Below are 24,222 nucleotides of genomic sequence, written 5' to 3' on the forward strand. Positions count from 1 at the left end.
CCGTCACTCCCCTTCGGTCAGGAGGCGGGTCAGCCGGATACGGTTGATCTTGCCCAGCTCGGTGCGCACGATCGCGCTCTCCCGGTCGGGCGTGTTCCCCGTACGGGTCCGCAGCGCGTCGCGCATCTGTTCCGCGGTCGCCCCCGTGGCGCAGATCAGAAAGACATGACCGAAGCGCTCCTGGTAGGCCAGGTTCAGTTCGAGCATCTCGGCCCGGAGGGCGTCGGAGGCGCCCGCCATCCCCCGCTGTTCCCGCCCGGAGACGGGATCGCCGGGCGCGGGCCGCCCGATCGGCGGATGACCGGCCATCGCCTCGGCCAGGTCGTCCGCGGACAGCGCGGCGGTGGCCGCGTCGCTCGCGGTGAGCAGGTCGTCCGCGGTGGCGAAGGGGTGCCGCGCGAGAAGGGCGGCGCCCCAGGCACCGCTGGAGCAGATCGCGTGCAGTACGTCGGCGACTTCGTCGTGCGCCAGGGCGTTGAACCGGGCCAGGCCCGATGAGGAACTCGACGTCACGGAGCCTCCGCGCTGTTCGTCGCTGTTGCGTGCTGGGCGCCGTGCGGGCTGCGAACAGCTAACGCCCCCTTCCGACTTCTCGTCAACAGTTTGTTGAAATTGGCCTGTCGGCGTCGGGGTGCGGCCTTCGCGTGCCGTGAGCAGCTCCCTCCGGCCCTCAGGCTCCCTTCTCGCGGTTGAGGTAGTTGTACACGGTGAAGCGGCTGACCCCGAGGGCGCTCGCCACCGTCTCCACCCCGTGCCGTACGGCGAACGCGCCCCGGGCCTCCAGGGTGCGGACCACGGTCTGCTTGGCCCGGCGGTCCAGTCCGGCCAGCGGCCCGCCGTACGTCCGCTCCATCGCGGAGAGGATGTGGTCCAGGGATTCCGAGAGCTGCGGCAGCCGTACGGCCAGGACGTCCCGGCCCTCCCACGCGAGCACCACGTCGTCCGGCCGCGCCCGCCCGACGTCCAGCAGTTCGGCGCCCATCGCGTCCGCCAGCGGTTTCACGGCAGCGACCAGGGGGTGGTCGGGGGCGAGGCGCTCGGGGGCGGGAGGACGCGGAGCGACGCGGTCCTCGGCTGGACGGTCCTCGGCTGGACGGTCCGGGGCGGGGCGCTCCGGGGCGGGGCGCTCCGGGGCGGGGTCGGCACTCACCGCTCCTCCCCCTCGCCGATCACGTTGACCTGGAACGAGATCCGGGTGGCCCCGGCCGCGAGGGTGCGCCGGAGCAGCGTGTCCACGGCCGCCAGCACCACGTCCGCACCGCCCTCCGCCGTGTTGCCGAAGGGACCGACGTCCACCGCGTCCAACGGGGCCGCACCGATGACCTCGCGTGCCACCACCGCGTGCGCCGGGGCCTCGTCGAGATCGAAGGGTTCGGTGGTGAATTCCACCCTCAGACGCACGGTGCCTCCCCAGGGATTCCGGCCGGCGTGCGGGCCGGCTCGGCCCCGACTGTAACGCGGCCCGAAAACGGCTCCGCCGGCCCGGATCGGCCGAAATCCGTGCCAAACGCCTTACCCGGGACCGCTCTCTGGAGGACGATGTGCGGAGGCGGACGCCGGGCGGCAAGCAGGACGGTCCGGGCCCCCGCCCTGCGCCCACCCCTGCCCCGCTCACCCACTCCCCCACAGAACGCCGCGTCGGTACCCGGGCGTCGGCGGAAGGAGACGCTGTGGAACCTGCGCACGTGCGCTGCCCCGCCTGTCTGCGTGACCACGCGTTCGTGATCCCGGTCTACTCGTGTCCCTGCGGCGCCCCCACCGCCCTGCGAACCGTGCGCGGGGCACCCGCCGCCGTGATCACCCGGCGCGTCTGGGCGGACTGCTGGATCACCGCCCGCTGCGCCGCCTGCGGGCGCGACGACCAGTGGCCGCAGCCGGAACTGGGCTGCGCCTGCGGCACGGTCCTGCGTGTCCCGGTCCGTACGGAGCCCCCCACCGCCTCCGAACCGGAAACCGGGACGGACCCCGGCGCGGCCGGCGGCCCCCACGCGGAACCGGAAGCCGGCGCCGGGCCACCCGCGCACATCCCGCTGCCGCGCACCGCGCCCCCTCCGCGCCCGCCCTTCCGGCCCGCCCCGGTCCGCACCGCGCGGGACGCGGTGACGGCGGCCGGGCAGTACCTCGGCTGGCTCGGCTTCCAACGGGTCGTCCAGCCGCTCGAACGACCCGCCTCACGCGTCGACCTGCGGGCGGACGGGGCACTCGCGCAGGTCGAGACCTCGACCTGCCCGACCGGGGTGCGCGAGATCGAGTGCCTCTGGCTGAACGCGCTGAGCGCGTCGGTCTCCGGGATCTTCTTCTCGCTCGCGGGATACGAGGAGGCGGCCGTCCGGCGCGCGGACCTGGTGGCGATGCCGCTGTTCTCCATGGACCTCACCGGCACTCCGCAGCCGGTCAACGGCGCCGCAGAGGATCTGCTGGGCACGGGCGCGTAAGGGGCGGCACGGGCGCGTAAGGGGCCCGGCACGGGCGCCGTCGGGTGCGGCCGGAACCGACTTCCGGAGTCCCGATACCCCGGCGGGCCGACGCTCGCCATACTGGCCGTATGCGCATCCGCTCCGCCAGACGCTCCGATCTCCGCCGCCTCCAGGACATCGAGCGCGCCGCAGGGGAACCGTTCAGAGCCCTCGGAATGGCTGACGTCGCCGACGACGAACCGCCCGCCCTCGAACTGCTGGAGAGTTACCGGGCCGCCGGACGCTGCTGGGTGGCTGCCCGTCCCCACGGCCCCGCGGACGAGAGACCCGTCGGCTATCTGATCGCGGACCCGGTGGACGGCGCCGCCCACATCGAACAGGTGTCGGTCGATCCGTCCGCGGCCAGGCTGGGCATCGGCCGGGCGCTCATCGATCACGTGGCCGTGTGGGCGGAGGGACAGGGGCTCACCGCGCTCACCCTGACGACCTTCTCCGACGTCCCGTGGAACGCGCCGTACTACGCGCGCATCGGGTTCACCGTGCTGCGCGAGGACCAACTCACCGAAGGACTCCGGCGGATCAGGGCCGAGGAGGTCGGAAACGGCCTGGACCGACGCCCACGGGTCTGCATGCGCCGCGAACCGGCCAGGATCGCGCTGCCCCGGCCCGTCACCCTGACGACGGTCGCGCCGCCCCCCTCCCGGGGACCGGTCCGCGCCCCTCGGGCCGACGCTGTCAGTGGCGAACGCTAGCGTGTACGCATGGCCTTGACCTCTCGTCACCCGTCCTCCGGCACCCCTCGACCGACCGATCCCACGAGCCCGGCCGATCACACGAGCCCGGCAGGCGCCGCGCCCGGCGGCGAGCACCCCGCGAGCCCCTCCGCCGCCGAGACCAACGACGCCATCCGTGCCCTCGTGGACTCCCGCGCCGGACGCGACTGGTCCTGCGAGGCGTACGAAGTCCTGCTCGTCGAATGGGCGGCGGCGAGCCGGGGGCCGGTGCCGGACATGGTCGAGGCCGCCTGAGGATCCGGCGGCACCACCAGCCGCGACCGGCAGGGTGTGCCGGTCGCGGCCCTGGTCACCGCAGGTCGCCCTCGGCGTACTCCGTACCGGCCGCGCGAGCGGTCCGCTCGCGCAGTTCGACCCGGCGGATCTTGCCGGAGATGGTCTTCGGCAGCTCCGCGAACTCCAGCCTGCGCAGGCGCTTGTACGGGGCGAGGACGGCCCGGGAGTGCTCGAACAGCACCTTCGCGGTATCCGGCCCGGGCTCCCAGCCCTCGGCGAGCACGACGTACGCCTTCGGTACCGACAGCCGTACCGGATCGGGGGCCGGCACGACCGCGGCCTCGGCGACCGCCTCGTGCTCCAGGAGGGCGCTCTCCAGCTCGAAGGGGGAGATCTTGTAGTCGGAGGATTTGAAGACGTCGTCGGAGCGTCCGATGTAGGTGATGTACCCGTCCTCGTCGCGCGAGCCGATGTCACCGGTGCGGTAGTAGCCGCCCGCCATCGCCTCGGCCGTGCGTTCCGGGTCCCCGTGGTAGCCGGTCATCAGCCCGACCGGGGCTGCGGAGAGATCGAGGGAGATCTCCCCCTCGGTGACCCCGGGCTCACCGGTGACCGGGTCGAGCAGCTCGACCTTGTAGCCGGGGGTGGGGCGGCCCATCGAGCCGACTTTCACCTGCTGTCCGGGCGAGTTGGCGACCTGGACGGCGGTCTCGGTCTGGCCGAAGCCGTCCCGGACGGTCACGCCCCACGCCCGCCGCACGGTCTCGATGACCTCGGGATTGAGCGGTTCACCCGCGGCGACGACCTCACGCGGCGGGTGGGCGAGCTGGGTGAGGTCGGCCTGGATGAGCATGCGCCAGACGGTCGGCGGGGCGCAGAAGCTGGTGATGCCCGACCGGTCCATCTCGGCCATCAGCCGACTCGCGTCGAAACGCTGGTAGTTGAAGATGAAGACGGTCGCCTCGGCGTTCCAGGGTGCGAACAGGTTGGACCAGGCGTGCTTGGCCCAGCCGGGCGAGGAGATGTTCAGGTGGACGTCTCCGGGGCGCAGCCCGATCCAGTACATCGTCGCCAAGTGGCCGACGGGGTAGGAGACATGGGTGTGCTCCACCAGCTTGGGACTGGCGGTCGTGCCGGAGGTGAAGTACAGCATGAGCGGCTCGTCGGGGAGCGTCTCCCGGTCGGGTACGTACGCCTCGGAGTGCTCCTCGGCTCCCGCGTAGGGGAGCCAGCCTTCCGGGAACCGGGCGCCGTCGCCCGCACCGCGGACCGCCATGCGCGTGTAGGAGCCGGGCACGTCGTCGAACTTGCCGGTGTCCTCGGCCCGCACGATCACATGGCGGACCCGGCCCCGGTCGACCCGGTCGCGGAGGTCGAGCGGCCCGAGCAGCGGGGTCGCGGGGATGACCACGGCGCGCAGCTTCATCGCGGCGAGGGCGGTCTCCCACAACTCGACCTGGTTGCCGAGCATGACGAGGATGCGGTCGCCTTCGCGCACCCCCTGGGCGGCGAGCCAGTTGGCCGCCTGGTTGGAGCGGGCCGACATCCGGGCGAAGGAGGTCTCGCTGCGGCGGCCGTCCTCCTCCACGATGTGCAGGGCGGTGCGGTCGTTGCCCTCGGCGATCACGTCGAACCAGTCGAGTGCCCAGTTGAAGCGGTCGGCCCGGGGCCAACGGAATCCTTCGTAAGCGGTCGCCCAGTCCTCGCGGTGCTGGAGCAGGAAGTCCCGGGCGGCCCGGAACGTCCCGGTCGCGCTGGTTGCCGACATGTGTCCTCCTCGTTGTGGACCCGAACCGGTCGCCTCACCCGATTCAACCAGCCCCTCCTGCCCCAGGACCCCGCCGGTACCCGAGGCGGGTTCACCCCCCGGAGTCACCGAAGTCCACGAAGTCGGCGAAGCGGACGTCGTGCGCGGCCGCGTCCGTCATGACGGTCAGCAGCCGTACGGCCTCCTCGGCGACGGCTTCCCGGTCCGCGCGGCCGAGCCGGCCCAGCGGCTGGACGGTGGCGGTCGCGGTGTCGTCTGCACGGCCGAGCCGCCAGATCGCGGCGAGGAAACCGTCGACGAGCACGGTCCCGTACGCCTGGTTCCCCTTGCCGTTGCGCCCGCTGAATTCGGCCGGGACGATACGGGTGCGGTCGGCGTGGCCGAGAAGGACGTTGTCGAACTCGGGCAGGAAGCGCGGCGGGGCGGGGAGGCCCGGGTCGGGGCGCGGGGCGTCGGGGAGGTCGAAGAGTTCGACGCCGTTCTCGTCCCGGAGGGTGAGGAGTTGCGGCCTCAGCCGGTCGAAGACCTCACGCATCCGGGTGAGCCCGGCCCAGCGCTGGAGGTCCTTCACGGAGGCGGGGCCGAAGGCGGCGAGGTAGCGCAGGACCAGGGTGTCGGGGGCCGGGGCGGCTCGGGCGGAGCGGCCGAGCCAGTGCTCCAGCGTGGTGAGCGTGACCTGCCCGCTCCGCTCCCAGAGACCCCGGGGCGTGGTCTGCACCAGGGGAAGCGCGCAGCGGGCCGCCACGGTGAGGGCGAGCGGGTCCGCGTCCGGCCATTCACTGAGGAGCGCGGTACGCAACTCCGTGACCGTGCGGGGCCGTTCTTCGACGAGCGTCCGGCTGATCTTTTTGAGCCGGTCGAGGTCCACCCCGGTGAGCCCCCGCCGGAAGAGTTTCAGTTCGCGGTCGCGGGCCGGCTGGACGAGCGGGCGGACGGTGAGGGCGTCGTCGGCGGTGTGGGTGTGGATCGTGGAGCGCAGGGTGACGATCCGTACGACCTCGCGCGACTCCATCAGCGCGGAGAGGTCGGCGGGGTCGAAGTCGGTGAGGCGCGAGAAGAGCTGGAAGTAGGGCGGCCGGGTGTTCTGCGCCTGGAGTCCGACGAGGTGGGCGACTGCCTCCTTCGGGGACATCTCCGACCGTTCGAGGAGGAGTTGGCGGTGGAGCGTGGCCCGGTTCAGCGCGCGGGCGGAGAGGACGGCGGGGCGCGCCGGTCCGGCGGCGGGGCGGGGTCCGGGAGGGTTCTTCTGGGCGGCCATGCCCGGCACGGTACGCGGATTCGCGGACAGTTCCGGTCCGCTGGGGAGGGTCTGTCAACTGCCGTCGCCCGGCCGAGGGCCGGCCCACGCGGACGGCCCTTCGACGACATGCCCCGAGTGCTGTCGCGCCGGAATGGGCGACGAGGGAGAGGAGACGCCATGGGCGCCCATGTGTCGATCAGAGGGTGGCTGCAGTGCGACGAGAGACAACTCGTCGCGATCCAGGAGATCATCTCCGCATACGAGGACGGCCACTACACCGACGGGTGGGGCACCCCCCGTCGGCATGTCAACTGGATCCACTACGTCTTCTACGGCGCCGACATCCGCGAGTCGGCCCTGGGGTGGTTCACCGACCAGCTCGGGGAGATCGCCCGGATCCCCGCTTCCGACGGCGACCTGGACCTCGTCCAGAGGTTGTTCCTCGCCGGCCACGAGACCGGCGGGACATCCGAGTGGCAGGTCCGCGACGGCCAACTCTTCATCACACCGGCCGGCATCAGACATGAGTACCTCGGTGCGTAGTCCGGTGGCCCGGGCTGCCGTTCCGGGGGCCGTCCCGCTCCCGGAGGGGGACGGCCGGGGGCCACCGGAACCGCCGACACACTCGGGCAGCCCGCGTGACCGGGGCGGGAGCCCTCCCGCCCGCATGATGGACCGGTGATCAGCGTCCTGTTCGCCGTCCTGACCGCGCTCAGCAACGGCGCCGCCTCGGTCCTCCAGCGCCGGGCGGCCGTCACCGTGCCGGACTCCGCGGCGATGCGGCTCTCCCTGTTCGGCCATCTGCTGCGCCAGAAGGTGTGGCTCGCCGGGATCGCGCTGGTGATCGTCGCGGCCGTCTGCCAGGCCGTGGCGCTCGCGACCGGACCGATCGCGGTGGTGCAGCCGATCTTCGTGATCGAACTCCCCTCGACCCTGCTGCTGGCCGGGTTCGTCATGCGCGTCCAGGTCCCGCGTCAGGTCTGGTACGGCGTCGCGGCCGTGACGATCGGCCTGGCCCTGGGCATGGCGTCGGCGGCCCCGGGCGGGGGCCACGACACCGTACGGGGCGCCGACTGGGTCGTGGCCCTCGTGGTCACCGGGATCTTCGAGGCGACCCTGATCGTGGCGGCCCTGGCGACCCGGCGCAACACCCGTGCGGCGCTGCTCGGGCTCGCCGCCGCCTGCGGCTACGCGCTGACGGCGGCCCTGATGAAGGACGCCATGGCCCGCCTCGACGGATCCGGCGGGGTCACCCAACTGCTCGCCTCCTGGCAGCTCTACGCCACGGCGGCGGCCGGGGTCGGAGCGCTGTACCTGCTCCAGAACGCCCTCCAGGCGGGCACGCTGGTGGCGGTCCAGCCGATGCTGACGCTCGGCGACGCGCTGATCAGCGTCCTGTACGGGGTGGCGCTCTTCGGGGAGACGCTGCGCACCGGATGGTGGCTGCTGCCGGAGCTGGCGGCGGTCGCCCTGATCGGCGCGGGCTGCCTGGAGCTCTCCCGGTCGCCCCTCGCCTCCGGGAACCCCCTGCCCCCGCGCCGCGTGAAGTAGAAGGTCTCCCGCGGGTGCCGGTCACGCCCCGCCGGTCGCCCCTGCCCCCTTGCCCGCACGCCTGCCGTGGCGGCGCCCGGCCACCACGTCGGCGATGGCGGCAAGGAGTCCGGCGCAGACGAAGGCGACCGAGACGATGAGGCCGTGGTCGTACGCCGTGGCCCACCCGTCGCCGGTGACCTGGGCGAAGAAGACGGACCCCACCGCGGCGATGCCGATCGCGGATCCGACGCGCTGGCCGGTCTGGAGTGTGCCGCCGGCGCTGCCCGCGTGGGCCACCGGCACGTCGGAGAGGGTGAGCGTCTGGTTGGGGGCGATGACCAGTCCGCTGCCGATGCCGCCGAACAGCAGGGGGGCGGCCATCGCCCATCCCGCGTTGTGCCCCGGTACCTGGTGCACGGCGAGGGCCGTTCCGGCCAGACCGACCGCGACCATGGCCAGCCCCACGACGACCAGCGGGCGCCCGAACCGGCTCACCAGCCGGCCGCCGATCATGGCCGAGAGGCCCGAGCCGACCGCGAACGGGGAGATGGCCAGACCCGCCTGGAGGGCGCTGTAGCCGAGGCCGGACTGGAGGTAGAGCGTGGTGACGAAGAAGATTGAGGTGAATCCGGCGAAGTACAGCAGGATCAGCAGACAGCCCAGCCAGTACGAGCGCAGCCGGAAGAGCGACAGGTCCAGCACCGGCTGCGTCCCCCCGCCCGCGCAGCGCGCCTCCCAGGCGACGAACGCGGCGAGCAGCGCGGCGGCGACGAGGAGCAGCAGCCACTTGCCGTCGCCGTGCCACTGCTGGGCCTGGACGAAGGGCAGCAGCAGGCAGAGCACGCCCGCGCCGAGCAGCAGCACACCGAGCGGGTCCAGGTCCCGGGCGCGTACGTGGCCCGCCGACGGGGTGTCCGGCAGCAGCTTGCGGGCCAGCAGCAGGCAGACCACGCCGAGCGGAAGGTTGACGTAGAACACCCAGCGCCAGCCCTCCTCCGCGCCGGCCAGCTGGATCAGCAGCCCGCCGAGCAGCGGTCCCACGGCGGTGGAGATGCCGACGACCGTGCCGAACATCCCGAAGGCCCGGCCGCGTTCGCGCCCGGAGAACATCTGCTGGATCAGGGCGGAGATCTGGGGCGAGAGCAGACCGCCCGCGAGCCCCTGGACCAGTCGGGCGACCACCAGCCAGAGGCTGGACTGGGCGGCGCCGCAGGCGGCGGAGGAGAGCGTGAAGAGGGCGAGCCCGATCATGAACACCGGGCGCCGTCCCCGTGCGTCGCCGAGCCGCCCGGCCGGGATCAGGAAGAGCCCGAAGGCGAGGGCGTAGCCGGAGAGCACCCACTGGAGGTCCGATTCGGGGGTGTGCAGTCCTTCCTTGATGGACGGCAGCGCCACGTTGACGATCGACACGTCCAGCAGGGTCATGAACCCGGCCACCAGGCAGACCGCGAGGGCCCGCCACCGGTGGGGGTCGGGTTCCCCCTGCCCGGGGCCGCCGGAGCCGGAGGGAGAACCGGGGGGTGTACCGCGCCCCTGCGGACCGGGACGCGCCGAGCTCGGAGTCATGCTTCGGACCCTACGGGGTGTCCCGCCGTCCTCGGCGGATCAGCGCGCGGCGTCGGACGCGGTACGTCGCCCGGTCCCGGCCGTGCTGTCCGTACCCGTCGGGTACCACCCGCCGTCTGCTGCTTCATGCTCGAACACATCACCGACCGGTACCCCGCCGCACCGCCAACTCACCCACACGATGCGGGGAATTAACCTCTGATGCCTTGTCACGCACGTTCTACGCGCATAGCTTTCTGCTCTCACTACACACTTTGGGGGCAGTACCCGTGCAGATATCCAGAGCCCGTTCGGCCGCGCTGGCCGGTGTCGTCGCCGTCGCGCTGTCGGTGACGGCCCTGCCCGCCGCCTTCGCCGCCCCGTCCACGGGCGCCGTGATCTCGGAGGTGTACGGCGGCGGCGGCAACTCGGGCGCCACGCTCACCCGTGACTTCATCGAGCTGGGCAACGCGGGCGGCACGGCGTTCGACCTCTCGGGGTACAGCGTCCAGTACCTGCCCGGGACCCCGTCCGCCGGCTCGCTCTGGCAGGTGTCCCCCCTCGCCGGCTCCGTCGCCCCCGGCGGCCGCTACCTCGTGGCCGAGTCCGCCGGTACGGGCGGCACGGTCGCCCTGCCCACCCCGGACGCCACCGGCACCGTCGCGATGGCCGCGGGCAGCGGCACGGTCGCCCTGGTCTCCGGCACCGCTCCGCTCACCTGCAAGACCGCGGCCGACTGCGCCGTCGACACCCGGATCGTCGACCTCGTCGGCTACGGCTCCGCCGTCGTCCGCGAGACCGCCCCGGCTCCCGCCCCGTCCGCCACCGCCTCCGTGGCCCGTGCCGCCTCGGTCGCCGACACCGACGACAACTCCGCCGACTTCGCCGCCGGTGCCCCGACCCCGGTCAACACGGCCGGCCAGACCTCCGGCGGTGGCTCCACCGACCCCGGCGAGCCGGGCGAGCCCACCGAGCCGGGCACCGTCCGGGTGCACGACATCCAGGGCACCACCCGCCTCTCGCCGCTCGACGGCCAGTCCGTCACGGCGGTGCCGGGCGTCGTCACCGGCGTCCGTACGACCGGTTCGCGCGGTTACTGGCTCCAGGACACCGCCCCGGACGCGGACGCCCGCACCAGCGAGGCCGTCTTCGTCTTCACCGGCTCCGCCGCTCCCGGCGTCGTGGCCGGCGACTCGGTCCTGGTCAGCGGCAAGGTGGACGAGTACTACCCGGGTACCGGGACCCAGTCCGTCACCGAGATCGGCACCCCGAAGACCACGGTGCTGTCGCACGGCAACGCCCTGCCCGCGCCGGTCGTGCTCGACGCGTCCTCGGTACCCGCCGCGTACACGCCCACCGCGGGCGGCGGCTCGATCGAGGCACTCCCCCTGCGGCCGGACACCTACGCCCTCGACCTGTACGAGTCCCTCGAAGGCGTCCGCGTGCAGATCGCGGACACCCGGGTCATCGGCGCGACGAACGCGTACGGCGAGATGTGGGTCACGGTCAAGCCGAACGAGAACCCGAGCGCACGCGGCGGCACGCTCTACACCTCGTACACCGACCAGAACACCGGGCGCATCGAGGTGATGTCCCTGGACACCGCCGAGCCGGTGCCCACCGCGAACGTGGGCGACGTGCTCTCCGGCACGACGACGGGCGTCCTGGACTACGTCTCCTTCGGCGGCTACGCCCTCCAGGCCACAGAGGTGGGCACGCGGACCGACAACGGGCTGCGGCGCGAAGTCACCCGCAAGCAGAAGAAGAAGGAGCTCGCGGTCGCCACGTACAACGTGGAGAACCTCGACGCCCTCGACGGCCAGACCAAGTTCGACACCCTCGCCTCGGGCATCGCCGTCAACCTCTCCTCGCCGGACGTGGTCTCCCTGGAGGAGATCCAGGACGACAACGGCGCCACCAGCGACGGCACGGTCGGCTCCGAGGCGACCCTGAAGCGCTTCACCGACGCGATCGTCGCCGCCGGCGGACCCCGTTACTCCTGGCGCTACATCGCCCCCGAGGACGGCAAGGACGGCGGCGAGCCCGGCGGGAACATCCGCAACGTCTTCCTCTTCAACCCGAAGCGGGTCTCCTTCGTGGACCGGCCGGGTGGCACCGCGACGACCGCCGTCACCGCGGTGGACACCCGCAAGGGCGTCGAACTCTCCGCCTCGCCCGGCCGGATCAACCCGACGAGCGCCGCGTGGGCGGACAGCCGCAAGCCGCTGGTGGGCGAGTTCCGCTTCGACGGCGAGACCGTGTTCGTCATCGGCAACCACTTCGCGTCCAAGGGCGGCGACCTGCCCCTGCACGGCAAGAACCAGGAACCGCAGCGCAGTTCGGAGGTCAAGCGCATCCAGCAGGCGGCCGAGGTGAACACCTTCGTCACGTCGCTGCTGGCCGCCGACAAGTCGGCCGAGGTCATCACGCTCGGCGACCTCAACGACTTCGCGTTCTCCCCGGCCGTGACCGCGCTGACCGCCGGCAAGGTCCTCAAGCCGCTGATCACGACGCTGCCCGAGAACGAGCAGTACAGCTACGTCTACGAGGGCAACTCCCAGACGCTGGACCACATCCTGACGAGCCCGGGCGTCCGCCGCCCGGACTACGACGTGGTGCACATCAACGCGGAGTTCGCCGACCAGGCGAGCGACCACGACCCGCAGATCGTCCGCGTGAAGCTCTGCGGCGGCTCGGCCAAGGACGACAGGAAGCACGGCAAGGACGAGAGCAAGAACGGCAAGGACGAGAGCAAGAACGGCAAGGACGAGAGCAAGAACGACGACAAGGACAAGGGGCGCGGAAAGGGGCACTGACTCCTGCCGCTGACCCGTACCGGTGATCACGGGGCCGTCCGCCCGCGGGCGGCCCTGTGCCGTGCGCGGCACTCGACGCGCGTTCCGGCCGGCGCCCGCCTGCTCCGACCGGCCCAGGAACAGGCGCCCGGGCCGAAGGGCTGACGGCCACGGCTGACACCTGACGCCTGACGGGACCGGCGACCGGCGGCCCTTCAGGCACCGGCCCGGCCCGAGGGGGCGTAGCCCTGCCGGGCCGGGCCGGACCTCGGGTCGGCGGGGAGCGGGCGGTCCGTGAAGAAGCGGGCCGCCAACTCGGCCACGTCGTCCGCGCGTTCCAGGACCACCCAGTGATCGGCGTCGGCGAGCGTGAGGAACCGGCTGCCCTCGACGGTCGCGGCGAACTCCCGCTGACGATCCGGGGAGGTGACCGTGTCGTGCTCACCGGCGAAGACCAGACCGGGCACCCCGGTGAGCCCGCCGGAGAAGTCGGGCCGGTCCCCCAGGGCGCGGACCAGCGAGTCCGCGGCGTGCGGCGAGGTGCGCAGCGCGTGCAGGAAGGACCGCCGGACGTAACGCTGGGCCAACGGACCGCGGTGGACGTACCGTTCGGGGTCGGTGCACATCAGGGCCTCGGCCGCGAGGGTGGCGAGGCCCTCCGGATCGCCGGCGGTCATCCGTTCCACCGCCCGCTGCCAGTGGTCGCGCTGGGCCGGGGAGATGTGCGCGGGGACCCCGCCGAGGGCGATCCGGGCGACCCGGCCGGGATGGTGGCGGGCCCAGTCGAAGGCGATCGCGGTGCCGTACGAGAAGCCGAAGAGGTTGACGCGCGGGGCGCCGAGGTCGTCGACGATCCGGGTGACGGCCTCGCGGAGCAGTACGGCGCTCGGTCCGGGCGGCAGCGCACCGGCGCTTCCCATGCCAGGGAGGTCGGCGGTCACCACGTCGGCGAGCGGGCCGAGGTGGTCGTCCATCTGGGGCCACCCGTACATGCCCTGGAGCGCGCCGCCGAGCACCACCACGGGCTCGGTCACGGGGCCGGGGAGCGGAACGGCGCCCTCGCCTCCCGGCGGGCGGGTCGCGTCCGGCCCGGCGTCCTGCCCGGGTACGCGTACGGGGCCGCCGCCGTGCTTCAGCAGGCGGTAGGCGAAGGGCACCCCCTCCACCGACAGCGTCCGGATGATCTCCTCGCCCATGGTTCGGTCTCCTCCCGCCTCAGGCCCGGGTCAGAATGAGGGCCGCGTTGTGGCCGCCGAAGCCCAGCGAGGTCTTCGCCGCGTGGTCGAAGGTGTGCTGCCTGGCCTCCTTGCTCACCACCTCGACCGGGATCTCCGGGTCCGGCGCGTCGAGGTTGACGGTGGGCGGGACCAGCTGGTGCTGGAGCGCGAGGACGGTGAGGGCCGTCTCGATGCCTCCGGCGGCCCCGAGGGTGTGCCCGGTCATCGCCTTCGTCGAGGTGACGAGGGCCTGGTCGCCGAGGACCCGCTGGAGCACGGTCGCCTCGATCAGGTCGTTGGCGACCGTCGAGGTGCCGTGCGCGTTGACGTGGCCGATGTCCGCGCCGGTGAGCCCCGCGTCCGCGAGGGCGGTGCGCAGCGCGCGTTCGACGCCGAGACCGTCGGGCTCGGGTGCGACGGTGGAGAAGGCGTCGCTGGCGGCGCCGTAGCCGCTGACGTGGGCCCGGACGGCGGCACCCCGGGCTCGGGCGTGGTCGGGGTGCTCCATGACCAGCAGTCCGGCGCCCTCGCCGACGACGAAGCCGTCGCGGTGGGTGTCGAAGGGGCGGCAGGCCGACTGCGGGTCGTCCCGCCGGGTGGAGACCGCCTTCATCTGGCAGGCGCTGGCGATCAGGAGGCGGGAGCAGACCGACTCGGCGCCGCCCGCGATCACGATGTCGCAGGCCCCGGTGCGCAGGAGCTGGTGCGCCGTGCCGATGGCGACGGTGCCGGAGGAGCAGGCGGTGGAGACGGCGAGGCTGGGGCCGTGGACGGTGAGGTCCAGGGTGACGCTGCTGGCCGCGCCGTTGACGACGACGAGGGGGGCGAGCTTCGGCGAGACCCGGCGGGCGCCGCGTTCACCGAGGGCGGTGTGCTGTTCGTCGTAGAACGGAAGTCCACCGTGGGCGGAGCCGATCACGACGCCGACCCGGGAGCTGTCCCAGACCGAGGGGTCGAGTCCAGCGTCGGCGACGGCCTCGCGGGCTGCGATGACGGCGAGTTGGGAGAAGCGGTCCATCAACCGCTGGGCCGCGATGCCGAGTTCGGCCCGGGTGTCGAGGCCGGTGACGGTGTAGAAGAAGTCGCAGGGCAGGCCTTCGAGTTCGCTTCGGTGCGGCACCGAGGGTCCGTCGCCCTCACCGCAGACGCCGCGCCACGAGGCGTCGGCGCCGACTCCGGCGGCGGTGATCAGGCCGATGCCGGTCACGGCGGCGTGGAACGGTTCCGGACGGGGACGCGGCCAGGGCCCGGGGGCCGGACGGCCGGTCATGCGGTGACCTTGCCGTGCACGGCGGAGACGAGCCGGCCGACGGTGTCGCGGGAGGTGATCTCGACGTCCTCCAGGTCGACGTCCATCCGGTCCTCGATGAGCAGCCTCAGCTCTTCCAGGGCGAGGGAGTCCAGCCGTAGCCGCCGGAGGGGCACATCGTCCCCGATCGAATCGGGGTCGGTACCGAAGTTCGACACCAGCAGGTCGGTGATGTGTTCCGAGGTGCTCATGGGGCGCTCCTCCGCTCGGTGACGCGGTGACGCCTGCCGCGTGGGGATGAGGTGGGCCATCGGGGGACGCCGGCTGCTCCGAAGGGCCCTTTATACGCCCTCGCGGAGCATGATCGGCCCCGCGTTCCCCCGTGCGGAGGGGGTCTGGGCAGGTGTACGAATCCGTGGTCGCCGCCCGGGTGAACGCCGCCGCTCAACGGCCCTGCGGTCCGAGCTCGTCGTGTACGCCCAACGCCCTCTCCTGGGTCGCTTCTTGGGCCCGTACACTCCGCGATCATGACAACGGAAAAACTGAACACGGGCGCCTCCGCAACCGAGGATCCCGCCCTCTTCGCGACCATGTCCACCGTGCGCGCCATGCGCCGCCTCTCGCCGGAACCGGTGCCGTACGAGACGGTGGAGCGACTGGTCCAGGCGGCGGTCTGGGGGCCGAGCGGCGGCAACATGCAGGCGTACGAGTACGTCGTGGTGACCGACCGCCAGGTCATGGCGGAGCTCGCGCCACTGTGGAAGCGGTGCGTGGACGCCTATCTGGCGACGACGGGGAAGTACGCACCGAAGGGCATGGACGAAGCGGCGTACGGCCGGATGGTCGCGGCGATCGAGTACCAGCGCGACCACTTCGCCGACACGCCCGCGCTCGTCGTGCCGTGTTACCGGTTCCCCGAGCCCCGTCCGGACGAGGAGGGCCTGATCGCCTCCGCCGTGGCGCTGGGGCCGGTGGCGAGCGAGCAGCTGATGGCCTCGCAGGAGCGCTTCCAGGCGCTGGCGGAGGGGGCGTGCGTCTATCCGGGGGTACAGAACCTCCTTCTGGCGGCCCGCGCCCTGGGCCTGGCCGCCAACCTCACCATCTGGCACCTGATGCTGGAGCAGGAGTGGAAGGAGGCGCTCGGCATCCCCGAGGAGACGCGGACCTTCGCCGCGATCCCGGTGGGGTGGCCGAAGGGGAATTTCGGCCCCGTCCGCCGCCGCCCGGTCGCCGAGGTCGTGCACCGCGACCGCTGGTAGCCCCCCGCCTGCCCGGGAGCCCGCCCCCCCGTTCGGGAGGCGGGCTCCGCCATGTGCCGATGAAACGTCAGCTTCCTTGCGCCGATGGGGTGTTGACGCGGCGTGCCGCACCAGGACGCCATTGTCATGCATTCCTCACATGGATAGCCTGTGCCCGCTCTGCAGCCCTCCGTCCACCCCACCGGACGGAGAGCTCCCCCTCCCCCACACACGCAGGAGCAGACATGCCCAGACGCCCCGCGGCCCCCGTGCGCCGTCGCACCTCCGCCGCCGCCCTGGCCGCCCTCACCGTCGCGGCCGTCGTAGCGGCGGGACAGCCGGCCCTGGCGTCGGCCGCGCCGGACCCGGCCGCCGGATCCCTGAACCGGGCCTTCGCCCGCGCCGCCACCGAGTACGGCGTGCCCCGCGACCTCCTCGCGGCGGTCGGCTACGGCGAGACGCACTTCGACGGGCACCGCGGACGCCCCAGCCAGGACAACGGCTACGGCGTCATGCACCTGGTGAGCAACCCGACCAACCGGTCACTGGAGAAGGCCGCCGCCCTCACCGGAGCCTCCGCCGACCAGCTGCGCGAGAACACCGCGACGAACGTCCTCGGCGGCGCCGCCGTGCTCCGCTCGTACGCCGACTCCCTCGGGCTCGACCGGGACGAGAGGCTCGACGTGGACTCCTGGTACCCGGCCGTCGCCCGGTACGGCGGCGCCGACGGGGCCGCCGCCGCGCTCTACGCGGACACGGTCTACTCCTTCCTGGCCGGCGGTCTGCGCGGCAGGACCCCCGAGGGCGAGGAGATCACCGTCATCTCCCGTCCGGTCTCCCCGGAGAAGGGCGATCTCGCCCCGAGCGTCGTGAGCACCCGGTCGGCGGACTACCCCTCGGCGCTCTGGGTTCCCGCCAGCACCACCAACTACAAGTCGGGCCGCACGGCGGCCATCGACAAGATCGTCATCCACGTCACCCAGGGCTCGTACGCCGGCTCCATCAGCTGGTTCCAGAACCCCGCGGCCGTGGTCAGCGCGCACTACGTGATCCGTTCCTCGGACGGCCAGATCACCCAGATGGTGCGCGACAGCGACACCGCGTACCACGCGAAGAGCGCCAACGCCTCGTCCCTGGGCATCGAGCACGAGGGCTGGATCGACGATCCGTCCTGGTTCACCGACGCGATGTACCGCTCGTCGGCGGCCCTCACCCGCTACCTCTGCGACCGGCACGGCATCGTGAAGGACCGGGCGCACATCATCGGGCACAGCGAGGCGCCCGGCAACGACCACACGGACCCGGGTCCCTACTGGGACTGGACCACCTACATGCAGCTGGTCGACGGCTCCACCGGTGGGACCACGGACGCGCTGAGCTTCTCGTCCTACACGACCCAGCGGTCGGGCTCCAGCGGCGCCCAGGTGAAGGCCGTGCAGCAGCTCCTCAACACCCAGGGCTACGACGCGGGTTCGGTGGACGGGGTGTTCGGCGCCGCGACCACCTCGGCGGTCCAGGCCTTCCAGCGGGCCCGCGGGCTGAGCGCCGACGGAATCGTGGGTGCGAAGACCTGGACGGCCCTGCTGTCGGCCGGTGCCACCCCCGACCTGCGCCAGGGCAGCACCGGTGAGGACGTCAAGCGGCTCCAGCGCTCGCTGACGGCGGCCCTCGGCTCGACCGTCTCCGTCGACGGGAGCTTCGGACCGGGCACCGCCACCGCGGTGCGCACCTTCCAGACCGGCCACGGCCTCTCGGTGGACGGCATCGTGGGTACGGCGACCTGGGCGGCCCTCCAGTCGGGCAGCTGACCCACCGACCCGGCCGGGGTACGGCCGGGGTCGCCGGACGACGCCCGCGGGCCGGCGGCGCACCTGGTCATCGCCGATGAGCAGGTGCGCCACCGCCCGGACCGCGGCGTCCGGGCGCGGCGGCGGCTTCCGACCGGCGCCACGCGCCGCCGCGCGACCACCCGTCGGGGCGGTGGGCACCTCGATGCCCGCCCCCTACCGAGTTGAGTCCGCACCCTGCGATCGTGGAGGCTGGCGGCACCGACGCGTCGGTACCGCAGGTGTCCGCCCGGCCGTAGCAGGGAGTCGTACGTGCAGGACTTCGTCGTCGATCCCGCCGCCCACAATCGGGCGGCCTGGGACAAGTACGTCCAGGAGGGCAACGAGTGGTCGAGGCCGGTGAGTGCCGAGGTCGTCGAGCGAGCCCGCACGGGTGACTGGTCGGTGGTTCTCGTCGGGCACGAGCCGGTCGACCGCTCCTGGCTGCCGGCGGACCTGACCGGCAAGGACGTGTTGTGCCTGGCCTCCGGCGGTGGTCAGCAGGGTCCGGTCCTCGCCGCCGCGGGGGCGCGGGTCACCGTGTTCGACAACTCACCCGGCCAGCTCGGCCAGGACCGGATGGTGGCGGCGCGCGACGGACTGGAGCTGCGCACCGTCCTGGGTGACATGCGCGATCTCGGCGCCTTCGGCGACGCGGCGTTCGACGTCGTGTTCCATCCGGTGTCCAACCTGTTCGTACCGGACGTGGCACCGGTGTGGCGTGAGTGCTTCCGCGTCCTGCGACCGGGCGGGACTCTGCTCGCGGGTTTCCTCAACCCCGACGTGTACTTGTTCGACCACGAGGCGCTCGACGAGCGCGGCGAGCTGGTCGTCGCGCACCAGCTGCCCTACAGCGATGTCACGCGGTACTCGGCCGAGGAGCGCGCCGCGAAGTTCGGCGCGGATGCCGCTCTTGAGTACAGCCATACCCTCACCGGCCAGATCGGCGGGCAGATCGCCGCGGGGTTCCTCCTCACCGGCTTCACGGAAGCGCCTCACCATTCCGACGCGTCCGCTCCTTACATGTCGGCCTATTTCGCGACGCGGGCGGTCAGGCCGGGCTGACCCGGCCGTGGGACCGGCCGGTACGGCCGTGTCGCCGCACGGCCGAGGGAAGTGCTGTGCCGCCCCGCCCCGCCGGGCTTCCCCGAGTCACGAGAAGGTGGCTCCGCACCCCCGGCGAGGGTGCGGAGCCATCGGTACCGCTGCCGTCCGAGGCCGACGCCACGGGGGCTCTCAGCGCCGGGAGGTCACTTCAGGCCGAAGGCCCGGATGATCTCCTGGTCCACGGCGAGGCCGTCCGGGCCCTCGGCGTGCGCCTTGAGGGAGACCGAGGAGGCCCCCTTCTTCGGCGGGGTGAACGTCGCGGCCCACTGGCCGGACGCGGTCCTGCGCAGCTTGACGGCGGACCACTTGGCGCCGTCGTCGTAACTGACCTGCAACGAGGCGGACGTCGCCTTCACCGCGCCGTCCAGCCAGGCCTGCGTCCCCGCACCGAGGCCGAGTTCGACGTCCTTGCCCGCCTTCACGTCACCCGCGAGGTCGGTGTCGACGTCGAAGTCCAGCTGGATCAGCGGGATGTCGCTCTGCGCGTACCCGGCCTCGCCCGCGTCGAGCTGCCCCGAGAGGAACGACCACTCGCTGTGCGTGCGGGTGGAGGACTTCCAGGTGTCGGCGTCGCGGCGGGAGTCGAGAACCAGTCGGTACGGCAGTTTCTCGGGCGATAGGTCCCAGGCGTAACCGGCCCGGCCCGCACCCGTCTTGATCAGGGTGTCCCCCTGGTAGAAGGCGTAGCTGGTGGTGTCGTACTCGTCCGCGGGCATCGATCCCGAGTGCCCCTCGCCCGAGTCGGTCCACGCGCTGATGTTGAACTGCATGTCGTTGTACGAGGTACGGAACGGGCCCCAGTAGCCGGTGCCGAGGCGGGGACTCGTCACCGGGGCGAACCAGTCGTCCTTGTAGGTGCGGCCCGCCGTGTAGTCGAGGTCGGTGCTGCGCATCTCGGCGGCGGTGTCGGTGGCCTCGGCGTTGAGGACCGAGTGGTTCTCGTACCAGAAGGAGTCGCCCGGCAGCGGGGTGACCCACTCGTCGCGGACGCCCGGGAACTGCTCGTACTCGTCGAAGCCGACGCCCGGTCCGTAGTCCGGGATGTCGTAGCGGTAGCCGGCGCCGAGCGTCTTCTCGGCCCCGTAGAAGGTGTTCTCCACCTTGGCCAGCTGACGGGCCGCCGGGTTGAACGCCAGGGAGCGGTCCGGGATGGTGGCGTCGTGGCGGTCGACGAAGTCGTAGACGTAGCCGGCGAACTTCTTCTGGTCGACGCTGATCTTCTTGCCGCGCTGGGCTGCCTTGATCAGGGCCTGACCGGCGAGCTTCTGGGCGGAGGCCACCGGGATGGTGCTCTCGGTGCCCCAGTCGGTGTAGGTCTCCAGGGCGACCCCACGGCCGTCGTTGACGACGAGGAGCGCCGAGGCTCCTGCGGCGACCGCGTTGGCGAGCCGGTCGGCGGGGGCGACGGCGTCGCTGCGGTTGATGATCACGGCCTTGCCCGCGGCGCGAATCCCCTTGTAGGCGGCGGAACTTCCGTCACCCGCGTAGACGGCGCTCAACTTCTGCTCGCGGTCCTCCGCGACGACGGATCCGCCCTGCACGGTGACGGGGACATCGGTCCCGTCGGCCGTGACGTCGATCTGCTCCTCGCCCAGGCGCCAGCGGGTCAGGAAACTGAAGGTGCCCTGGGTGACCTTCTTGGTGGGCGCTGCCCACAACTCGTCGTAGGCCAGGGGGATCTGGTAGAGGTCGCGCTGAACCATGCCGCTGGGGGCCGTCCGGGCCATGTCGTAGCGGAGCTGGCGGGTCTCGGACTCCTGCGGGGCGCGCGTGCTGATCTTGTGGGCCTTCGACGCGTCGAGGGTGATGGTCCGCGGTCCGTCCGTGAGGATCGTCTCGGGGGCGGCGAGGAAGGCGAGGGCCTGGGAGTCGGCGCGGTCACCGTCGACGTCGAGCGCGGTCCAGGCGGTGTAGTTGCCCGGCGGGAGCCGCAGTGTGGTGGAGCCCGAGACGCTGACGACGCTCAGGTTCGGGTCTTCCAGCGCCGCGAACACGACCTGGCCGTCAGCCGGTTGCCCCGCGCGGTCACGGAGCCGGATGGTGAGGTCGTAGCGCTCCTCCTCCTTGCTGACGGCGAAGCCCGTGTGGGCGACGGTGGCGCCGGTCGCGTCGGTGGCGAGGACCTGGCCCGAGAAGAGGGTGCCCGCCTCCACCTCGGCCGGGTCGATCGAGAGCACGGCCGTCGCGGTGGAGCCGGCCGGGACGGTCAGTTCCGGGGTGGAGAGGGTGTACGCCTCGGCGTCCGAGTCGGTCTCCAGGTGCAGGGTGACGTCCTGCTTGCCGGTGTTGGTGTACGTCAGGGTCCGCCGGGCCACCTCGTCGGAGGCGTCGTGCGGCCAGGCGTAGTCGGCGGTCTCGACGGATCCGGTGGCCTCGATCGTGGCGTCGACGGCCGCCGCGACGTCCACGCGGCCGGTCCCCTGCTCGTACGGGGTGTACGCGGTGAGCCGCTCGGACGTGCTCATCAGGGCGTCCTTGAGCCGACTGCCGGACCAGTCGGGGTGGCGCTGCTTGAGGAGGGCGGCGGCACCGGCGACGTGCGGGGTCGCCATCGACGTACCGCTCATCGACTGGTACATCCCCTCCATACCGGGGACCGACTGGGAGGCCGCCGCGTTGATGTCGACGCCCGGGGCGGACAGGTCCGGCTTCAGGCCGTGCGTGTTGACCAGCGGGCCCATGGAGGAGAAGTCCGCACGGTTGTCCTGCTTGTCGACGGCGGCGACGGTGAGCGCCTTGGCCGCCGAGCCGGGGGCGCTGATGGTGCCGGCGCCGTAGGAGTTGCCGGCCGCGATGACGAAGAGCGGACCGCCGTCGGCCGAGAGCGCGTCGACCGCCTGGGCCATCGGGTCGGTGCCGTCGTCAGGCACCGGGGCGCCGAGGCTCATGGAGACGACGTCGGCGCCTTCGGCCTTCGCCCACTCCATCGCCTCGATGATGCCGGAGTCGGCGCCCTCGCCGCTGTTCCCGAGCACCTTGCCGATCAGCAGGCCCGCACCCGGGGCGACGCCCTTGTTCAGCCCGCCGGACGCCGCGCCGGAGCCGGCGACGGTCGACGCCACGTGCGTACCGTGGCCGTTCTTGTCGTCCACGTCCTCGCCCGGGACGAAGCTCTTCGACTCCAGGATGCGGTCCTTGACGTCCGGATGGTCTGCGTCGATCCCGGTGTCCAGGACCGCGACCTTGATGCCCGCGCCGTCGTATCCCTCGGCCCAGGCGGCGGGGGCGTTGATCTGCGGCACCGAATCGGCGAGCTGCGCCGTCGAACGGCCGTCGAGCCAGAGCTTGGAGATGCCCGCGTCCAGCGAACGGGACTTCTGCGTACGGAAAATGTCGCCCCAGAAAGTGCGGGCGTCGGCCTTGTCGGCCGTCAGCGCCGCTCCGTGGATCGATTCCAGGGTGCGTACCTTCTTCGCGCCGTCCGGCGCGGCGGGCAGCGAACGCGCCACGGACTGCGGATAGGTGGCGATCAGCGGGATGCCACCGGTCCGCTCGTCGTCGTACCCCATCCCGACCAGCGCCGTGATGTTGAAGAGCCTGCGGTCGAGTGTGCCTGCGGCGAGGAGGGAGGTGGCCTCGTCGGGCAGGACGTAGAGGTCGTCGCCGGCCTGCTGCACGTGGACGCCGCCGGTCGCGCCGTCCGGGCGGTCGACGGTGACGGTGCCGTGGTCGCCGGCTCCGGCACCCTCGACGTAGTGCACCACGTCGCCGGTGACGAGGGTGATGTCGTGGCTCTGCGGTTCGGCCGCCTGCCGGGCGTGCGCGGCCGGGGCCTGGGGGGTCACCGGGTGGGGGGACGCGGAAGCGGAACCGGCGGCGGGGAGCATGACACCGCTCACGAGCGCGACGGAAGTCGCTATGAGCAGGAGCGTGCGTCCCTGACGAGGGGGTCTCGCCCGGCCGGAAACGGAGGGGGCTGAAAATGTCATGGTGCTGATCTACCGGTAAATGGCGGACGCCAAAGCGGTTTCACGGTGGCAGGAATCCGCCGTGGCGGTTAACCGCCCGGCGTGGAAAGGGCGTTCAGGGAGGCGATGTCCAGGGATGCGACGTCCTGGGACGCGACGCCTCGGGGGCCGGTGCCCGGCAGGGCGCCACTCGGCGACGGGGCCGGCTCGTGATGGATCGGGGTACGGGCACCGGTGAGCGGCACGCCGGTGCCGCCGTGCCGCTCGGCGACGATCTCCGCCATGATCGAGAGGGCTGTCTCCTCGGGCGTACGCGCTCCGAGGTCCAGCCCGATCGGCGAGTGCAGGCGGCCCAGTTCGCGTGCGGTGAGACCCTCTTCCCGCAGCGCCGCTTCACGGTCCAGATGGGTGCGCCGCGATCCCATGGCGCCGACGTAGCCGACCGGCAGCCGCAGCGCGGTCTTCAGCAGGGGTACGTCGAACTTCGGGTCGTGGGTGAGGACGCAGAGGACGGTACGCGCGTCGACCTCGGCCGTGGCGAGGTAGCGGTGCGGCCAGTCGACGACGATCTCGTCGGCCTCGGGGAACCGGGCGGCCGTGGCGAAGACCGGCCGGGCGTCGCAGACGGTGACCCGGTAGCCGAGGAACGCCGCCGCGCGGGTCAGGGCCGAGGCGAAGTCGACGGCCCCGAAGACGATCATGCGGGGCGGCGGCACGCTCGACTCCACGAACAGGGTGACGGGCCGGCCGCACCGTGAACCGTCCGCGCCGACGGTGACCGTGCCGGTGCGCCCTGCGGCGAGCATCGCCCGCACCTCCGGGACGGCACCCCGCCCCAGATCCGGCACATCGTCATCGCCCGGCACGGGCAGGCCACTTGGCAGGTCCTCGCCCACCACCACCGCCCGGCCGAGGAGTTCGTCCGGCCCGTCGACGACCCGGGCGAGGGCGGCGGGCCGGCCGCCCGCCGCCGCCGCGAGCGCAGCCGCCACGACCGGCCGGACGGCGTCGCCGGCCCGGACCGGGGTGACCAGTACCTCGATGGTCCCGCCACAGGTGAGGCCGACCGCGAAGGCGTCCTCGTCGCTGTAGCCGAACCGCTCACGCACGGTGATCCCGTCGTCCAGGGCCTGGCGGCACAGTTCGTACACCGCCCCCTCGACGCAGCCGCCCGAGACCGATCCGGCCGCCTCTCCGGCCCGGTCCACGGCGAGGGCGGCGCCCGGCTGCCGGGGTGCGCTTCCGGTGACCCGGACGACCGTGGCGACGGCGAAGTCCCGTCCCTCCAGGGTCCATCGATGCAGTTCTGCGGCGATGTCCAGCACGGGGTACTCCTCTCGGTGGTGCGGCTCTCGGGTGGGGCGGGCGC

The 24,222-nt window shown here is 72.5% G+C and carries 20 protein-coding genes; 9 read left to right on the top strand and 11 right to left on the bottom strand.

Annotated elements, in window-relative coordinates:
• Nucleotides 1-3: 3 nt before the first annotated feature.
• The 3 genes from uraD to ACFZAX_RS00215 all read right to left on the bottom strand — a co-directional run bounded on the left by uraD (nucleotide 4) and on the right by ACFZAX_RS00215 (nucleotide 1,401).
• Nucleotides 4-513, bottom strand: a complete 510-nt coding sequence (gene uraD, locus ACFZAX_RS00205) for a 2-oxo-4-hydroxy-4-carboxy-5-ureidoimidazoline decarboxylase (RefSeq protein WP_390957529.1) — start codon at nucleotides 511-513, stop codon at nucleotides 4-6.
• A gap of 157 nt (nucleotides 514-670) precedes the next feature.
• A complete protein-coding gene (locus ACFZAX_RS00210) occupies nucleotides 671-982 on the bottom strand; it encodes a helix-turn-helix domain-containing protein (protein WP_390958370.1) in 312 nt (103 codons plus the stop codon).
• 164 nt (nucleotides 983-1,146) lie between these two features.
• Nucleotides 1,147-1,401 carry a hypothetical protein gene (locus tag ACFZAX_RS00215; RefSeq protein ID WP_390957531.1) on the bottom strand — a complete coding sequence of 85 codons (255 nt, stop codon included), beginning with the start codon at nucleotides 1,399-1,401 and terminating at the stop codon, nucleotides 1,147-1,149.
• Between the two features lie 269 nt (nucleotides 1,402-1,670).
• Here ACFZAX_RS00215 and ACFZAX_RS00220 point away from each other — a divergent pair, with 269 nt between their 5' ends.
• From ACFZAX_RS00220 to ACFZAX_RS00230, 3 genes are all read left to right on the top strand, one after another.
• A complete protein-coding gene (locus ACFZAX_RS00220) occupies nucleotides 1,671-2,435 on the top strand; it encodes a hypothetical protein (RefSeq protein WP_390957533.1) in 765 nt (254 codons plus the stop codon).
• 110 nt (nucleotides 2,436-2,545) lie between these two features.
• Complete coding sequence (locus ACFZAX_RS00225; protein WP_390957535.1) at nucleotides 2,546-3,169, top strand: GNAT family N-acetyltransferase; 624 nt, start codon at nucleotides 2,546-2,548, stop codon at nucleotides 3,167-3,169.
• Between the two features lie 9 nt (nucleotides 3,170-3,178).
• Nucleotides 3,179-3,445 (top strand): hypothetical protein, encoded by a 267-nt coding sequence (locus ACFZAX_RS00230; RefSeq protein WP_390958413.1) that lies wholly within the window; start codon nucleotides 3,179-3,181, stop codon nucleotides 3,443-3,445.
• 55 nt (nucleotides 3,446-3,500) lie between these two features.
• On the opposite strand, the gene ACFZAX_RS00235 is transcribed toward ACFZAX_RS00230, so the two are convergent.
• On the bottom strand, nucleotides 3,501-5,195 hold the full coding sequence (locus ACFZAX_RS00235; protein ID WP_390957537.1) for an AMP-binding protein: 1,695 nt from the start codon (nucleotides 5,193-5,195) through the stop codon (nucleotides 3,501-3,503).
• Nucleotides 5,196-5,286: 91 nt separating this feature from the next.
• Complete coding sequence (locus ACFZAX_RS00240; protein WP_390957539.1) at nucleotides 5,287-6,453, bottom strand: DNA glycosylase AlkZ-like family protein; 1,167 nt, start codon at nucleotides 6,451-6,453, stop codon at nucleotides 5,287-5,289.
• 159 nt (nucleotides 6,454-6,612) lie between these two features.
• Here ACFZAX_RS00240 and ACFZAX_RS00245 point away from each other — a divergent pair, with 159 nt between their 5' ends.
• Nucleotides 6,613-6,978 carry a hypothetical protein gene (locus ACFZAX_RS00245; RefSeq protein ID WP_390957541.1) on the top strand — a complete coding sequence of 122 codons (366 nt, stop codon included), beginning with the start codon at nucleotides 6,613-6,615 and terminating at the stop codon, nucleotides 6,976-6,978.
• A 135-nt stretch (nucleotides 6,979-7,113) separates the two neighbouring features.
• Nucleotides 7,114-7,986: a DMT family transporter gene (locus tag ACFZAX_RS00250; RefSeq protein WP_390957542.1), complete on the top strand. Its 873-nt coding sequence runs from the start codon at nucleotides 7,114-7,116 to the stop codon at nucleotides 7,984-7,986.
• Nucleotides 7,987-8,007: 21 nt separating this feature from the next.
• Here ACFZAX_RS00250 and ACFZAX_RS00255 read toward each other — a convergent pair whose 3' ends face one another.
• Nucleotides 8,008-9,534: a DHA2 family efflux MFS transporter permease subunit gene (locus ACFZAX_RS00255; protein WP_390957544.1), complete on the bottom strand. Its 1,527-nt coding sequence runs from the start codon at nucleotides 9,532-9,534 to the stop codon at nucleotides 8,008-8,010.
• Between the two features lie 269 nt (nucleotides 9,535-9,803).
• Here ACFZAX_RS00255 and ACFZAX_RS00260 point away from each other — a divergent pair, with 269 nt between their 5' ends.
• On the top strand, nucleotides 9,804-12,329 hold the full coding sequence (locus ACFZAX_RS00260) for an endonuclease/exonuclease/phosphatase family protein (RefSeq protein ID WP_390957546.1): 2,526 nt from the start codon (nucleotides 9,804-9,806) through the stop codon (nucleotides 12,327-12,329).
• A 194-nt stretch (nucleotides 12,330-12,523) separates the two neighbouring features.
• On the opposite strand, the gene ACFZAX_RS00265 is transcribed toward ACFZAX_RS00260, so the two are convergent.
• Genes ACFZAX_RS00265 through ACFZAX_RS00275 form a run of 3 tightly spaced genes read right to left on the bottom strand, consistent with a single transcriptional unit; the run spans nucleotide 12,524 to nucleotide 15,025 of the window.
• Nucleotides 12,524-13,504, bottom strand: a complete 981-nt coding sequence (locus ACFZAX_RS00265) for an alpha/beta fold hydrolase (RefSeq protein WP_390957547.1) — start codon at nucleotides 13,502-13,504, stop codon at nucleotides 12,524-12,526.
• 19 nt (nucleotides 13,505-13,523) lie between these two features.
• On the bottom strand, nucleotides 13,524-14,795 hold the full coding sequence (locus tag ACFZAX_RS00270; protein WP_390957548.1) for a beta-ketoacyl-ACP synthase II: 1,272 nt from the start codon (nucleotides 14,793-14,795) through the stop codon (nucleotides 13,524-13,526).
• A complete protein-coding gene (locus ACFZAX_RS00275; RefSeq protein WP_390957549.1) occupies nucleotides 14,792-15,025 on the bottom strand; it encodes a phosphopantetheine-binding protein in 234 nt (77 codons plus the stop codon). The genes ACFZAX_RS00270 and ACFZAX_RS00275 overlap by 4 nt, the downstream gene beginning before the upstream one ends.
• 276 nt (nucleotides 15,026-15,301) lie before the next feature.
• Here ACFZAX_RS00275 and ACFZAX_RS00280 point away from each other — a divergent pair, with 276 nt between their 5' ends.
• The 3 genes from ACFZAX_RS00280 (at nucleotide 15,302) to ACFZAX_RS00290 (ending at nucleotide 18,903) form a co-directional block, all read left to right on the top strand.
• Nucleotides 15,302-16,033, top strand: a complete 732-nt coding sequence (locus ACFZAX_RS00280) for a nitroreductase family protein (protein WP_390957551.1) — start codon at nucleotides 15,302-15,304, stop codon at nucleotides 16,031-16,033.
• A 224-nt stretch (nucleotides 16,034-16,257) separates the two neighbouring features.
• Nucleotides 16,258-17,820: a peptidoglycan-binding protein gene (locus ACFZAX_RS00285; protein ID WP_390957553.1), complete on the top strand. Its 1,563-nt coding sequence runs from the start codon at nucleotides 16,258-16,260 to the stop codon at nucleotides 17,818-17,820.
• A 291-nt stretch (nucleotides 17,821-18,111) separates the two neighbouring features.
• Nucleotides 18,112-18,903, top strand: coding sequence for a methyltransferase domain-containing protein (locus ACFZAX_RS00290; RefSeq protein WP_390957554.1), 792 nt, complete (start codon nucleotides 18,112-18,114; stop codon nucleotides 18,901-18,903).
• A gap of 185 nt (nucleotides 18,904-19,088) precedes the next feature.
• Here ACFZAX_RS00290 and ACFZAX_RS00295 read toward each other — a convergent pair whose 3' ends face one another.
• Both ACFZAX_RS00295 and ACFZAX_RS00300 read right to left on the bottom strand, forming a co-directional pair.
• Entirely contained in the window at nucleotides 19,089-22,772 is a 3,684-nt protein-coding gene (locus tag ACFZAX_RS00295) for a S8 family serine peptidase (RefSeq protein WP_390958372.1), read from the bottom strand.
• Between the two features lie 170 nt (nucleotides 22,773-22,942).
• Nucleotides 22,943-24,178 carry an XdhC family protein gene (locus ACFZAX_RS00300; protein WP_390957556.1) on the bottom strand — a complete coding sequence of 412 codons (1,236 nt, stop codon included), beginning with the start codon at nucleotides 24,176-24,178 and terminating at the stop codon, nucleotides 22,943-22,945.
• Nucleotides 24,179-24,222 lie beyond the last annotated feature (44 nt).

The sequence above is a fragment of the Streptomyces sp. NPDC008125 genome, assembly GCF_042957125.1.
Classification (GTDB): Bacteria; Actinomycetota; Actinomycetes; order Streptomycetales; family Streptomycetaceae; genus Streptomyces.